Source organism: Candidatus Thiopontia autotrophica, assembly GCF_982804495.1.
The window spans coordinates 1-14,773 of record NZ_CEYDPX010000029.1 but is presented as its reverse complement, the minus strand read 5'-3'; the positions used below and the strand labels follow the sequence as shown (position 1 = coordinate 14,773).

Below are 14,773 nucleotides of genomic sequence, written 5' to 3'. Positions count from 1 at the left end.
GGTTATACCGCTTGAAAAAGAGATGCCAAGATCCATCGAAATTGCTGACCGAGGCCTGTTTTCAGAAATTGCATTTTCCTGTTTGTGATTCATTGTTGTTTTTTGACAATCCCGTTAATACCAATTTTTTCCAGTTGATTACGAATGGTTGTTATTGAGTATCTGCCAGACTGGGGGTTGATCATTACCTGATAAAGAGATCTGCCATTGCTCACAATACCCTTGATTTCTACAGGAACTGTTATCCGCTCTGCAAGTTTTGCTCTAAGAGCATCGGCATTCTTCTTCTCTGCAAAAACCCCTAGCTGCAGATATCGGTTGTCTCCTGGTGGCGCAGCTGTTTTTGCGCCAGGTGTCAGCACCCGAATAGAGACGGGAGCAGTACCTTTTTTTACAACATCCAGTTTTAGAGCGGCTGCATAGGATAGATCTATTATCCTCCCCTCATGAAATGGGCCTCTGTCATTAACCCTGACCACAATCTTTTTGTCATTATCAAGATTTGTCACCTCCACATAGCTCGGTAGTGGGAGTGTCTTGTGAGCGGCTGTCATCTTGTACATATCGTATGTCTCCATACAGGATGTTGGTTTGCCGTTAAAGTTGGGCCCATACCATGAGGCGATCCCGCGTTCGGTAAAGCCTGTGGCCGAGCGCATTGGTCTGTACTCAATCCCTTTGACCTTGTATGAGGCCATATTTCCATATTTACACAGTGGTTCATCTTTTGGGATTGCATCGGTTACCAGCGGTAATTTGTTGTCTGTTGGTGTTGTACTGCATCCGTTTAGCAGCAAGATGGATGCCGCAAGTGTGAGAGTGAAAAATATGGGATTGTTCATGGTTGATTCTGCGCCCTGTTGTAGGCCTTGCGTATCTCGTCACTCAACTGGAAGACAGCCATGGTGTACATGGTTCTGGGGTTGTATCGTGAGATGACATAGAAGTTGTGTCGGGCAACCCAAAACTCTCTCCCTTTGGCACCTTTAAGCTCCAGCAGTAGCGCCTTGGCATCAGCAGGGTACTCCTCTTCAATCTGAAAACCGGCATTGAGAATATCGCCAACACTATATTTTGGACGCAATTTTTTCAGGATAAGGTTCTTGTAGGGGCGATCAGCAGGTGCAGGAAGGGTTAGTGTGACCCCTTTAATCAATCTGTCCGGATTCTGTTCAACAAAAGCATCAGGGTTCAGGTCGGTGATCTGTTTCATTATTGAATCAGTGGATGCTCCGCCGGTAGTTCGTAGATTGTTGGCAATTTTCCATAGAGAGTCACCAGATCTGACCAGATGTTTGGTTGCTGTTTTTGCGGGCTGCGTATAAGTTGCCGGGGTGGCAATTGGTTCGCCACTTTTCCATCCGTGGTGATTCAGGTAGTTTGCAATACTGCCAATAGCATCGTCCGGGGTGTGCCAGATATCTCTGGCACCATCCTGGTTGAAATCAACAGCCAGTTTTCGGTAGTTGCTGGGCATGAATTGCGACATTCCCATGGCGCCAGCATATGAACCAAGATAGCTATATGGATCTCTCTTCTCTTCCCGGGCCATCAGTAGAAACTCCTCCAGCTCAGAGGTAAAGAAACGTTCACGCCTGGGATAGTTGAAGGCGAAGGTTGCCAGTGCATTGATGACCGGGTTCTTCCCCATGTAGCCACCATAGCGGGTCTCTACTCCGAGGATACCAACAATAATATGGGGAGGAACACCATACTCTTTTGCTGCACGCTCCAGAGTTCCCCGGTTGTTGTTCCAGAACTTAACTCCGTTCCTGATGATTCCAGGCTTGACATGTTTGCCCCTGTATTCTGCCCATGGCCTGGATTCTGCCGGGTTGTTCATCTTCTTCTTGCGTTTGGTAGATGATGTTCCAGATCCGGTTTTTTTTTCGCGCAGAGTTAGCTGCCCCAGCGTCTCTGTAAGATCATCTCTGCTGAATCCATGGTTGTTGACCATTCGGTTGATAAAGCTCTGCACGTTATCACGTTGCAGAAGTTCATGGTCAAGCCCTTCCGGCGAGGTCAGTGAGAGGGCCAGTTGTGAATAGAGCAGCAGGGCTATGGTTGTGAGAGTGATTTTTTTCATTTGTTCAATAGTCGTCTATGAGTATGAATAGACATTAGAATACCGAAGGCTGCCATCAGTGTAACCATTGAGGTGCCACCATAACTGACCATTGGTAGTGGTAATCCAACAACAGGCAGAAGACCGGTGACCATACCAACATTCACAAAGAAATAGGTAAAAAAGATCATGGTAATTCCGCCTGCCAACAGACGGGTATAAGTCTCCTGTGCTTCCATGGCTATTGTCAGTCCGCGGAAAATAATAAAGAGATAGATGGAGAAGATGAACAGCACACCCATGAATCCAAACTCTTCCGCCAAGACTGCGAATATAAAATCGGTGTGGCGTTCGGGCAGAAACTCCAGTTGAGACTGAGTGCCATTGAACCATCCCTTGCCAAATCCTCCGCCCGATCCTATGGCAATCTTGGACTGGATAATATGGTATCCAGAGCCACGGGGATCACTCTCTGGGTCAAGAAAGGTAAGGACCCTCTGCTTTTGATATCCCTTCATCAGGTAGATCCAGAATAGTGGCAGTAGAGCAGCTACAGATGCACTCAACCCGGCAATAATTTTCCACGATATTCCCGCCATAAAGAGGACAAAAAAGCCTGCGCTGGCGATAAGCAGAGAAGTGCCAAGATCAGGCTGTTTTGCAATCAGAAGAACTGGAAAGATGATAATTGCAGTTGCAATCAGTAACCGTTTTGGTTCTGGAGGAAGGTGCTGTTCAGACAAGTAGGCAGCAACCATCATCGGTATGATCAACTTCATCATCTCGGAGGGTTGGACAAGAAATATCCCCAGGTTGAGCCAGCGCTGGGCACCTTTATGGCTTTCGCCTACCAGAGGAACAGCAATCAGCATAATCAGGCCAATCACAAAGAGCCAGAAGGTGATTATCTTGAGCCAGTGTGGCGGTGTCTGAGCAACTATAAAGAGAACGGTAAAGGCAACAGCAACACGGGTGATCTGACGGGTCAGCATCTCCAGGTCACCCCCGCTGGCACTGTATAGGATAACTGTCCCAAATATGCTGAGCACAAGCAGTGCCGTTAAAAGTGGTAGATCAATATGAAGGCGAAATGCCAATGGTGTTTTTCTCTGGGTATGGTCAACTCCACGAGACTCCAGTGCAGAATGGCTACTCATCCGGCAGACTCCAGAAGATATTGGTCCATCACCTGTTTGGCAATGGGGGCGGCGACAGATCCACCATGACCGCCATTCTCAATAATTACTGCAATGGCAATCTCCGGATCCTCTTGCGGGGCAAAGGCAACAAACAGGGCATGATCACGCAGATGCTCTGGCAGACTGGCCTCATCATATGTGTCTCCCTGTTTTATGGTGTATACCTGGGCTGTGCCAGTTTTTCCTGCGATTGTATATTTTGATTTTCTACCAACTTTTTTTGCAGTACCGCGGCGGCTATGGACTACACGACGCATGGATTCATGGATCTGATCCCAGTTGGCTTGTCTCTTTATCGGTATCTGATTAAGGGATTGATATGGCTGTAGTTGAGGAGTTTTTGCGCCTGCCCCCTGAATTGCGTAGAGCAGACGGGGCTGCATCCGTTGTCCCTGGTTGGCAAGAGTTGCTGTTGCGGATGAGAGCTGTAGCGGGGTGGCAGTAAAAAAACCCTGTCCAATACCGACACTCAAGGTCTCACCCGGATACCATGGTTGCTCCAGGTTTACCTCTTTCCATTGACGAGATGGTAGAACACCAGGTTGCTCTCCAGTGATATCTACGCCTGTACGTTTGCCAAATCCAAACTGCCCAACATACTGATTGATTGCATCAATACCCATGCGATAGGCAAGGTTGTAGAAATAGACATCACATGATTCCACAATGGCCTTGTCAAGATCTGTATCACCGTGCCCCCGTTTTTTCCAGTCACGATATTTGTGTCGGTACCCTTTTATCTGATACCAACCTCTACAAAAAGTAGACTCATCAGCGTGTATCTGTTTCGTCTCCAGTCCTGCCAGCGCCATTAGTGGCTTGACAGTAGATCCTGGAGGGTACTGCCCCCGCAGAAAGCGGTTGAACAGAGGGCGATCCTTTGAGTCACGTAGCTCCTGATAAGCGTTACGACTAATGCCATTCACAAAGAGGTTGGCGTTGAAGGATGGCTTGCTTAACATTGCAAGAACCTCTCCTGTCTTGGGGTGGATGGCGACTACTGCACCACGATATTCCCCCATTGCCTCATCGGCAATTGATTGAAGTTTGCTGTCTATAGTAAGAAACAGGTTGTCGCCAGGGGTCGGGTTTGTCTCCTCAAGTATCCGGAGAGAACGTCCCAGCACATTGCTTTCAACCTGGCGCATGCCTGGAGTGCCACGGAGAATATCTTCGTAGTAGTGTTCAATTCCGGTTTTTCCAATATATTCTGTTCCACGATATTGGCGCGGATCAATCTGTTGAAGCTCGGCCTCGTTAATTCTTCCTATATAACCGATAAGATGGGCAGTTAGATTATGAAGAGGGTAGTGGCGTGTCTGGTGGTCACGAATGGCAACTCCAGGAAACTTGTGGCGATTAACCTCAAACCGTGCCACTTCATCCTCATTGAGAGAGAACCGTAGTGGAACAGAGTCTGATTTATGGGCCCGTCTGCGCTCACGGTGGAAGCGCTCCAGATCCTCTTCGTTATAGGAGATTAGTGGAGATATTCTCTTGAGAGTATCCGCCATATTGGTGACTTTGCCGGGAGTTATCTCCAGACGAAAAGTGGTGCGGTTGCTAGCCAGCAACACTCCGTTTCTATCATAAATATTGCCTCTGGGAGGAGAGATGGGTTGTGTGTGGACACGGTTATCATCTGATAGGGTGGTGAAGTGGTCATGCTGAATGATTTGGAGGTTGAATACCCTGAAAATCAATACCAAAACCATGAATATCACAAATCCAATGGAAACTATCACCCTGGTACGAAACATTCTTGCCTCGAAGTGGTGGTCCTTTAGTGTAGGGATCATCGCTCGTTAAGTAGCCTGGTCAGGCGGCTTGCCAGAATATATACAGGAGGCCAGAAGAGAGGAGTAGAGATGAGAGGTCCCCAGAAATATATTGTATCAACCAGATTTCCTGTTGCAGCACGAATCATGATCTCAACTATTAAATTGAGCAGTATCAGAATAGTTATGGTAATCATCTGTTGGGCAACGACAAATACACGAAGTTGCAGGTGAAACCGAAGGGTGATGAAGGTTGTCAGAGAGAATGTAAGTGCATGCATCCCCATAAGAGTGCCGGTTAATACATCAACTACAACTCCAAGCAACCAGCTTCTTACTATCCCACTTTGCATTGGGCTGAACACTCCCAGATAAAACAGGGCCAGGATGATCCAGTGAGGACGGAATGGACGCAGATATTCTGGGAGAGGAACCACGGTCAAAATAATTGCCCCTGCAACAAGAATGGCAGCCATGCTCCATGCTACATTGGCCTGGGTCTTGCGCCTGCTTGTGTATGCCATCATTCCATACTTCCAAGTTGTCTTGATGGCCATATCAACAAGACCTCACGGCTTCTCTCCAGAGATGCTGTCGGGGTTAACAGGACCTCGGCAAATGGTTTCCCCTCGGGATGATTAACTGATTTGATGGTTCCAACCGGATACCCATATGGGAATTTGCCACCTAATCCGGAGGTAATGAGTGTGTCACCGCTACGGAGGTCACTTCCAGTTGGAAGAAAACGGAGTTTGAGCCGGTTGGATTGGCCTAAACCAATTGCTACAGAGCGGACCCCGTTTCTGCGGTTCTGGACAGGGATGGAGTGGCGTGATGATGATATCAGCAGGGCAGTGCTCGATATCGGTGTAACCCGTATAATTTGCCCCATCACCCCAGATGCATCCATCAAGGGTTGGCCAATATATACCTTGTCATCACTTCCCTTGTTGAGAATGATCTCCTTATTAAATGCATCGAGGTCTACAGAGATGATCTCTGCAAGACGTACCCGGTCATTTCTCTGAATCTCACCAAGGATAAATGAGGAGTCCAGCAGTTCCCGCAAGCGACTGTTTTCAGCCTCAACTGCCTCATACTTTTGAAGTTTGTGCTGCAGTAGAAGATTTTTTTTTCTCAGGCTTGCGTTCTGCTCCTGAAGTGATTCACTGGATGTTGTCTCATCGGCAATCCAGATTGACAGACTGCCAGGAAAATTAATTAGTTGATGTAGAGGATAGAGTGAAGTCTCCATCCACTGCCTGATCTGGTGTGACTTCTCTAAATGGTGATCTGTTGCAATCAGGGCGATTGATAGCAGAGTCACTACAACCATCTTCAAGACAAGAGTATCACCTCTCTTGAAGATTGCCCCACGTGATGCGGATCTGTATGCAGCGTTGACAGACAAGTTCAGAAAATAGTTTGTCGATAATGTATAGAGTGTTCCTTAGTCACTCAGAAAGGAGTCACTGTTCATCTTGTCCATCAGTTCCAGGGCACGTCCCCCTCCACGAGCAACACAGGTAAGTGGATCCTCCGCAACAGCAACCGGTAGACCGGTCTCCTCTGTAAGCAGGCGATCGAGATCACGCAACAGTGCTCCTCCACCAGTCAGAATCATCCCTCTTTCAGAAATATCTCCTGCCAGCTCAGGTGGAGTCTTCTCCAGAGCATCCCTGACTGCCCGGATAATCTCCGAGATTGGCTCTTGTAGTGCCTCCAGGATTTCATTGCTGTTGACTGTAAATGCGCGCGGAATACCCTCGGCAAGATTACGACCACGAACCTCAATTTCACGAATCTCATCGCCCGGAAAGGCACTTCCAATCTCGATTTTGATCCGTTCTGCGGTTGCCTCCCCAATAAGGCTGCCGTAATTTCTTTTGACGTAATTTACGATAGCCTCATCAAGTCGGTCGCCACCAACACGGGTTGATGCAGAGTAGACAACTCCAGCCAGCGAGATGATTGCTACCTCGGTGGTGCCACCACCAACATCAACTACCATTGAGCCGCCTGGCTGCTCTACTGGAAGGCCGGCTCCAATCGCAGCAGCCATTGGCTCCTCAATCAGATGAACCTCACGTGCGCCGGCACCCTCTGCCGACTCCTTGATGGCACGACGCTCAACCTGGGTTGCGCCACACGGAACACAGACCAGTACACGAGGACTTGGCTTGAAGAAGCGGTTTTCATGTACTTTATGAATAAAGTACTGCAACATCTTCTCGGTAATATTGAAGTCAGCAATTACCCCATCCTTGAGTGGACGAATGGCGGTAATATTTCCTGGGGTGCGGCCCAGCATTCGCTTGGCCTCTGTGCCGACTGCGGTAATGGATCTGTCGCCACGACTCTCCTCGCGAATGGCAACAACAGATGGTTCATTTAGTACGATCCCCTGGTTGCGCACATAGACCAGTGTATTTGCTGTCCCCAGATCGATCGATAGATCGTTGGAGAAAAATCCAAACAGACGTCCAAACATCCTTTTTTCCTTTGAGATAATAATTGTTATGGCAATCTCCAACTTTAGCAGTCGCTTGGGGTTGGGGCAAGGATGCTTATATGTTAATTTAGTGCGTTTTATTAGCTTGTCGGTTGAGATGAACAATGTCACTTGAAAAATCAGATGTAGAGAAGATTGCCCATTTGGCCCGGTTGGCCATCAAAGAGGATGCAGTCCCCGGTTATGCAGAGGATCTTTCCGGGATTCTCTCGCTAGTTGATGAGATGAATGCAGTGGATACCGAGGGTGTGGAGCCATTGGCGCACCCTCATGATGCAAATCAGCGTCTGCGTGAAGATGTTGTCACTGAACAAAACCAGCGGGAACATCTGCAACAAAATGCTCCTCAAACGGATGCAGGCCTCTTTCTGGTACCGAAGGTGATTGAGTAGGGAGTGACTCGGTAGCATACTCCCGGATGGGGGTTTTTGTGTAAATGGAATTGCACTAAATAAATATTGAATAACCTATGAAAAACAAAACATTATCTGAGCTATCCCGGCTATTACGGGATAAAGAGGCATCCAGCGTAGAGCTCGCCGAATACTATCTGGAGAGGATTGAGAGAGTTGGCCCGGAACTGAACAGCTTCATTTCAGTAACCCGTGATGAGGCCCTGAGTCAGGCTGCTGAGGCTGATCGTCTGATTGCAGCAGGTCAGGCAGGCCCATTGACCGGATTGCCGATTGCTCACAAGGATATCTTCTGCACGGAGGGGATCCGAACCTCTTGTGGATCAAAAATGCTGGATAACTTTATTGCCCCCTATGATGCAACTGTGGTTGAGCAGATGCAGCAGGCAGGGTTTGTAATGCTGGGCAAGACCAATATGGATGAGTTTGCAATGGGGTCATCCAATGAGAATAGTTACTACGGTCCGGTCAGTAACCCATGGAATCGGGATACCGTGCCCGGCGGCTCCTCCGGTGGATCGGCAGCGGCAGTGGCTGCTCGGCTGGTACCTGCGGCTACCGGTACCGATACTGGCGGATCTATTCGTCAGCCAGCAGCATTGTGTGGAATTACCGGACTGAAACCAACCTATGGTCGGGTTTCACGATGGGGAATGATCGCCTTCGCCTCCAGCCTTGACCAGGGTGGTCCAATGACCCGGAGTGCCGAGGATGCGGCGTTGATGCTCAACGCAATGGCGGGTTTTGATCCTAAAGATTCTACTAGCATGGATCGTGAAGTACCGGATTACACGGCGCCTCTTAATGACTCCCTGGAGGGGGTTCGAATTGGGCTTCCCAAGGAGTATTTCAGTGAGGGGCTGGATGGTGGGATTGGCAAGGCTGTGGAGGAGGCGATCGAGGAGTATCGCAAGATGGGGGCAGAGATCGTAGAGATCGAGTTGCCAAACTCAGGCCTGGCAGTTCCCACCTATTATGTACTGGCACCAGCAGAGTGCTCATCCAATCTCTCTCGCTATGATGGGGTTCGTTACGGATATCGCTGTGAGGATCCAAAGGATCTGGAGGATCTCTATAAGCGCTCTCGCGGAGAGGGCTTTGGCTCTGAGGTGCAGCGTAGAATCATGATTGGTGCCTATGTGCTATCTGCCGGCTATTATGATGCTTACTACCTGAAGGCTCAGCGACTGCGCCGTCTTATCAGTGAGGATTTCCATAACGCCTTTGAGAAGGTTGATGTAATTATGGGTCCGGTAACCCCAACCACAGCCTTCCGTCAGGGTGAGAAGTCGGATGATCCAGTCACCATGTACCTCTCGGATATCTATACGATTGCAGTCAACCTTGCAGGTTTGCCGGGGATGTCAATCCCGGCAGGATTTAGTAATGACATGCCGGTTGGTCTGCAGTTGATTGGTAACCACTTCAGCGAATCGAAATTGCTAAATCTCGCACATCGGTATCAGCAGGTGACGGACTGGCATAGAGAGATGCCAGAGGGGATTGAATAATGGAATGGGAAATGGTGATCGGGTTGGAGATTCATGCCCAACTCGCAACAAAGACAAAGATCTTCTCTGCAGCCTCTACCGCGTTTGGCGCAGAACCCAATACTCAGGCCTGTGCCGTTGATCTGGGGCTACCAGGGGTGTTGCCGGTACTGAACCGGGAGGCGGTCCATATGGCGACCAAGTTTGGGCTGGCGATTGACGCCGAGGTAGCACACAAGTCAGTCTTTGCCCGCAAAAACTACTTCTATCCTGATCTTCCCAAGGGGTACCAGATCAGTCAGATGGATCTGCCGATTGTTGGAGTGGGTGAGATCGAGATTGACCTCGAGGACGGTTCCACCAAGATGGTTGGGGTGACCCGTGCCCATCTGGAGGAGGATGCAGGAAAGTCACTCCATGAGGACTACCATGGAATGACCGGAATTGATCTCAACCGCGCAGGCACTCCACTGCTGGAGATTGTCTCCGAGCCGGATATCCGTTCTGCGGCAGAGGCTATTGCCTACGCCAAGAAGATTCACTCCCTGGTGCAGTACCTGGAGATCTGTGATGGTAATATGCAGGAGGGATCTTTCCGCATGGATGTCAATATCTCGCTGCGTCCTAAGGGTCAGGAGGAGTATGGCACCCGTGCCGAGATCAAGAATCTCAACTCCTTCCGTTTTATGGAGAAGGCGATCGCCTATGAATTTGATCGTCAGATGGATATCCTGGAGGATGGAGGCAAGGTAGTTCAGGAGACCCGCCTCTACGATGTGGACAAGGGGGAGACCCGCTCCATGCGTTCCAAGGAGGAGGCAAATGATTACCGCTACTTCCCTGATCCGGACCTCCTGCCATGTGTACTGGATGATGAGTATATCGAGTCAATCCGCAAGGAGCTGCCTGAGCTTCCCAATGAGAAGAAGCACCGCTTTATCACCCATCTTGGGCTGAGTGCCTATGATGCCGGTATGCTCACCAGTAGCAGGGATACGGCCGCCTATTTTGAGGCGGTGGCAGAGGCAGCCGGTGGTGAAAACAAGCTGGCGGCCAACTGGGTGATGGGTGAGCTCTCAGCTGCCCTCAACAAGGACGGTATCTCTCTTGCCGATTCTCCAGTATCCGCCAATATGCTTGGCGGTATGATCAGACGCATCTCTGACAACACCATCTCCGGCAAGATCGCCAAACAGGTATTTGAGGCAATGTGGGGTGGCGAGGGTGATGCCGATACAGTTATTGAGAAGAGGGGGCTGAAGCAGATTACCGACAGTGGCGCAATCGAGGCAATGATTGATGAGGTGATTGCAGCCAATCCTGCGCAGGCAGAACAGTTCAGGGCGGGCAAAGAACAGCTGCTTGGATTCTTTGTTGGACAGGTGATGAAGGCCTCAAAAGGGCAGGCCAATCCTGGTCAGGTCAATCAGATACTGCGAGAGAAGTTGAAATAAGATTACATTGATTCAGTCAGGTACTCTGTTTTCCTTCCCATGGCTGCTTTGTTCCTGCTTAAGGAATGTTTTAACAGCGCTCACCCAAACTCGCTACGCTCAGACAGGGGTAAGCTTGATCTGTTAAAGCACCCCTTAAGCAGGCGCAGCCAACGTCAGGAACACAGAGTGCCTGACTGAATCATGAACTTCAGTGAGATAGTTAAGGAATTATTATTATGTTAGTTACACCAATCAGAGGCCTTCGTCCTGCCCCAGAGCGAGCAGAAGAGGTGGTGGCACCACCTTACGATGTACTCAATACTGCCGAGGCCAGAGTTCGTGCAGAGGGACGTCCCAACAGTTTTCTCCATATATCCAAGCCGGAGATTGATCTGCCGGAGGGGACGGACCCCTATGACCCTGCTGTATATGCAAAAGGGGCAGAGAATCTGCAGCGACTGGTTGATGATGGGGTGCTGATTCGTGAAGAGAAGCCTTGCTACTACATCTATCGTCTGAGGTGGGAAGACCATGTGCAGACCGGATTGGTATTCGGGGCCTCGGTGGCGGCCTATGATATTAACCGTGTGCGCAAGCATGAGTTTACCCGCCCGGTAAAAGAGGATGATCGGGTGCGCCAGATCACGGCACTCAACGCAGAGACCGGCCCGGTGCTGCTTACATATAGGGCAGATGATGCGGTCAAGGCCATTATTGATGAGAAAGCATCTGAGGCACCAATCTATGACCTGGTTGCTGATGATGGGATTGGCCACACCCTCTGGGTGCTGGATGATGACGAGAAGATTGAGCAGTTGAATCGGATCTTTGATGCCACCGAGGCACTCTATATTGCGGATGGACACCACCGTTCTGCCTCTGCCTCCCGTGTCGCCAAGGAGAGCAGTAACGAGAGTGCGCAGTATTTCCTAACGGTTGCCTTTGCCCATGATGAGATGAAAATTCTTGATTACAATCGGGTGATTCGTGATCTCAACAACCATTCAGTGGATGAGTTGCTGGCAATGGTTGCCGCCTCTTTTGATCTGGAGATGAGTGCTGATGAGGTGCGTCCAGAGAAACCCACCCAGTTTGGAATGTATCTCAACGGTCAGTGGTACCGGCTTGATATCCACCCTGAACTGGTTCCATCTGATGATCCGGTAGCCTCACTTGATGTCAGCCTGCTACAGAATAATCTGATTGAGCCGCTACTGGGGATCAGTGATCCACGCAGGGATGATCGAATTGATTTTGTGGGGGGAATGCGTGGATTGGGAGAGCTGGAGAAGCGGGTTGACTCAGGGGAGATGGCAGTTGCCTTCAGCCTCTACCCAACCACCATGGAGGCCCTTATGGATGTGGCCGATGCCAATGAGGTGATGCCACCCAAATCCACCTGGTTTGAGCCCAAGCTAGCGGATGGGCTGGTTTCACACGTACTGGATTAGGATTGGGGCCTGGCAGGCCGGACCACGCTGGAGATTTTCTCCATTGTGTCACTGTTTTAGCTGTTTTATATCCACCATCCTGGTCTCCGAGAAGATGTCGTGGAGCGCCAATTTATCCTTGTTGAACAGCATCCACCAGAGCCCGACTCCACCCAGGCCTATGGATGGGATTGCGCTCAAAAAACGTAACAATATGTGCCACAGGGTGAGTGGTTTTTCGTCAATCCGCTCTAGGCGAATACGCCAGGTCTTCATCCCTAGGGTCTGTCCAGTATTGAGCCAGGGCCAGGCAAAGTAGAAGAATGAGACAAAGAAGAGCCAGGTAGTCATCAGTGGGTTACCTGGGTCAGTGGCCTCACCATCGGTAAAGATAGTCCCAACAGCTGTTGCAATCAGCAGTAGTGCCAGCAGTAACAGGCTGTCATAAAATATTGCAAAGAGGCGGCGTGATAATCCCACTGTAGGGAGTTTCGTAGGGGAAGATTTTATTATTGTCTCTGCTGTGCTCATCGGGGTCTGAAGGTATACTTTGTCGCTACTATTCGAACCATTTTAACAGACAGGACGTTGACCATGCCCGAATATCGATCCAGAACCACAACTCACGGCAGAAATATGGCTGGAGCCCGCTCCCTATGGCGTGCCACCGGCATGACCAATGAGGATTTCGATAAACCGATTATCGCCATTGCCAACTCCTTCACCCAGTTTGTCCCCGGACATGTCCATCTCAAGGATATGGGTCAGTTAGTGGCCCGAGAGATCGAGAAGGCCGGTGGCGTAGCCAAGGAGTTCAACACCATTGCGGTGGATGATGGTATTGCAATGGGCCACAGCGGGATGCTCTACAGCCTGCCGTCACGCGAGATCATTGCTGACTCGGTTGAGTATATGGTTAATGCTCATTGCGCCGATGCACTGGTCTGTATCTCCAACTGTGACAAGATCACCCCGGGAATGCTGAATGCATCACTGCGACTAAATATTCCGGTGATATTTGTCTCCGGCGGCCCTATGGAGTCTGGCAAAGCAGTGATACAGGGAAAAGAGGTTCACCTCGACCTGATCGATCCAATGATTGCAGCAGGAGATGAGAAGGTCTCCGATAAGGATGTAATGGAGATGGAGCGCTCCGCATGCCCTACCTGTGGTTCCTGTTCAGGGATGTTTACCGCCAACTCCATGAACTGCCTCACTGAGGCGTTGGGGCTCTCACTGCCTGGAAATGGTTCACTGCTGGCGACTCATGCAGATCGTAGAGAGCTGTTCCTTGAGGCTGGCAGAACAATTGTTGGTCTGGCCAAGCGCTATTACGAAGGAGACGATGAATCAGTGCTGCCGCGCTCCATCGCCACCTTCCGCTCTTTTGAGAATGCGATGGCGCTTGATATTGCGATGGGGGGCTCCACCAATACAGTGCTCCATCTATTGGCAGCAGCGGAGGAGGCGGGTGTTAATTTTACTATGGAGGATATGGATCGGATGTCACGCAAGGTTCCGCATCTCTGCAAGGTGGCACCATCGACCCCCGACTACCATATGGAGGATGTCCACCGTGCCGGTGGGGTGATGGCTATTCTTGGAGAGCTGGAGCGACAGGGGCTAGTCCATCCGCTGCAGGGGACAGTCCATAGCAAGACCATTGGGGATGCGCTAAACCAGTGGGATATTCTCCATACTAGAGATCCGGCAGTGGAGGAGTTCTACCGTGCCGCCCCTGGTAACGTTCCCACCCAGACCGCATTCAGTCAGGAGAAGAGGTATGACGAGCTAGATCGAGATCGTGCCAACGGCTGTATTCGTGATGGTGCCCACGCCTTCAGTCAGGATGGTGGCCTAGCTGTTCTCTACGGCAATATTGCCGAGGATGGCTGTATTGTGAAGACCGCGGGTGTGGATGAGTCCATTCTCGATTTTAGTGGTCCTGCTAGAATCTTCGAAAGTCAGGATAGTGCAGTAGATGCCATTCTGAATGACCAGATCAAGGCTGGTGATGTAGTACTCATCCGCTACGAGGGGCCACGAGGAGGCCCCGGGATGCAGGAGATGCTCTACCCAACCAGCTATCTGAAATCGAAGGGGTTGGGGAAAGAGTGTGCGCTGATTACCGATGGTCGCTTCTCGGGCGGCACCTCCGGTCTCTCAATCGGTCACGCCTCACCGGAGGCGGCAGAGGGTGGTGCAATTGGTCTGGTAGAGGAGGGAGATATAATCGAGATCAGTATCCCCAACCGTACAATACGGGTGGTGGTTGATGATGAGGTACTAGAGCAGCGCCGTTCCGTAATGGAGCAGAAGGGGGCTGATAGCTGGAAACCGATCGATCGGGACCGCAAGGTATCGGCAGCACTGCGTGCCTATGCGGCAATGACAACCAGCGCAGCCAGAGGGGCGGTGCGGGATGTGGATCAGCTAGGGTAGTAGATCTT

13 protein-coding genes are annotated in these 14,773 nt (G+C 50.3%); 5 read left to right on the top strand and 8 right to left on the bottom strand.

Going from position 1 to position 14,773, the window contains the following annotated elements; genetic code table 11:
* Nucleotides 1-89: 89 nt before the first annotated feature.
* Genes AC3ZFK_RS07665 through AC3ZFK_RS07635 form a run of 7 tightly spaced genes read right to left on the bottom strand, consistent with a single transcriptional unit; the run spans nt 90 to nt 7,533 of the window.
* The gene (locus AC3ZFK_RS07665; RefSeq protein ID WP_489433765.1) at nt 90-842 is read right to left on the bottom strand and encodes a septal ring lytic transglycosylase RlpA family protein; all 753 of its coding nucleotides are present in this window, start codon (nt 840-842) and stop codon (nt 90-92) included.
* Nucleotides 839-2,086 carry a lytic murein transglycosylase gene (locus AC3ZFK_RS07660; RefSeq protein ID WP_487541576.1) on the bottom strand — a complete coding sequence of 416 codons (1,248 nt, stop codon included), beginning with the start codon at nt 2,084-2,086 and terminating at the stop codon, nt 839-841. Before AC3ZFK_RS07660 ends, AC3ZFK_RS07665 begins: the two co-directional genes overlap by 4 nt.
* Nucleotides 2,083-3,222 carry a rod shape-determining protein RodA gene (rodA, locus tag AC3ZFK_RS07655; RefSeq protein WP_487507268.1) on the bottom strand — a complete coding sequence of 380 codons (1,140 nt, stop codon included), beginning with the start codon at nt 3,220-3,222 and terminating at the stop codon, nt 2,083-2,085. Before rodA ends, AC3ZFK_RS07660 begins: the two co-directional genes overlap by 4 nt.
* Nucleotides 3,219-5,063, bottom strand: coding sequence for a penicillin-binding protein 2 (gene mrdA, locus AC3ZFK_RS07650; RefSeq protein ID WP_487507267.1), 1,845 nt, complete (start codon nt 5,061-5,063; stop codon nt 3,219-3,221). Before mrdA ends, rodA begins: the two co-directional genes overlap by 4 nt.
* Entirely contained in the window at nt 5,060-5,569 is a 510-nt protein-coding gene (gene mreD / locus AC3ZFK_RS07645; RefSeq protein ID WP_487507266.1) for a rod shape-determining protein MreD, read from the bottom strand. The genes mrdA and mreD overlap by 4 nt, the downstream gene beginning before the upstream one ends.
* Complete coding sequence (mreC, locus tag AC3ZFK_RS07640; RefSeq protein ID WP_487507265.1) at nt 5,566-6,453, bottom strand: rod shape-determining protein MreC; 888 nt, start codon at nt 6,451-6,453, stop codon at nt 5,566-5,568. The genes mreD and mreC overlap by 4 nt, the downstream gene beginning before the upstream one ends.
* 39 nt (nt 6,454-6,492) lie before the next feature.
* Nucleotides 6,493-7,533 (bottom strand): rod shape-determining protein, encoded by a 1,041-nt coding sequence (locus tag AC3ZFK_RS07635; RefSeq protein ID WP_487507264.1) that lies wholly within the window; start codon nt 7,531-7,533, stop codon nt 6,493-6,495.
* Between the two features lie 125 nt (nt 7,534-7,658).
* On the opposite strand from AC3ZFK_RS07635, the gene gatC reads away from it, so the two are divergent.
* From gatC to AC3ZFK_RS07615, 4 genes are all read left to right on the top strand, one after another.
* Entirely contained in the window at nt 7,659-7,946 is a 288-nt protein-coding gene (gatC, locus tag AC3ZFK_RS07630; RefSeq protein WP_487507263.1) for an Asp-tRNA(Asn)/Glu-tRNA(Gln) amidotransferase subunit GatC, read from the top strand.
* 77 nt (nt 7,947-8,023) lie between these two features.
* A complete protein-coding gene (gatA, locus tag AC3ZFK_RS07625; protein WP_487507262.1) occupies nt 8,024-9,478 on the top strand; it encodes an Asp-tRNA(Asn)/Glu-tRNA(Gln) amidotransferase subunit GatA in 1,455 nt (484 codons plus the stop codon).
* Nucleotides 9,478-10,911, top strand: coding sequence for an Asp-tRNA(Asn)/Glu-tRNA(Gln) amidotransferase subunit GatB (gene gatB, locus AC3ZFK_RS07620; RefSeq protein ID WP_487507261.1), 1,434 nt, complete (start codon nt 9,478-9,480; stop codon nt 10,909-10,911). Before gatA ends, gatB begins: the two co-directional genes overlap by 1 nt.
* 215 nt (nt 10,912-11,126) lie before the next feature.
* Entirely contained in the window at nt 11,127-12,344 is a 1,218-nt protein-coding gene (locus AC3ZFK_RS07615; RefSeq protein WP_487507271.1) for a DUF1015 domain-containing protein, read from the top strand.
* Nucleotides 12,345-12,392: 48 nt separating this feature from the next.
* On the opposite strand, the gene AC3ZFK_RS07610 is transcribed toward AC3ZFK_RS07615, so the two are convergent.
* Complete coding sequence (locus AC3ZFK_RS07610; protein ID WP_487507260.1) at nt 12,393-12,803, bottom strand: RDD family protein; 411 nt, start codon at nt 12,801-12,803, stop codon at nt 12,393-12,395.
* Between the two features lie 114 nt (nt 12,804-12,917).
* On the opposite strand from AC3ZFK_RS07610, the gene ilvD reads away from it, so the two are divergent.
* Nucleotides 12,918-14,765 carry a dihydroxy-acid dehydratase gene (gene ilvD, locus AC3ZFK_RS07605; protein ID WP_487507259.1) on the top strand — a complete coding sequence of 616 codons (1,848 nt, stop codon included), beginning with the start codon at nt 12,918-12,920 and terminating at the stop codon, nt 14,763-14,765.
* Nucleotides 14,766-14,773: the final 8 nt, after the last annotated feature.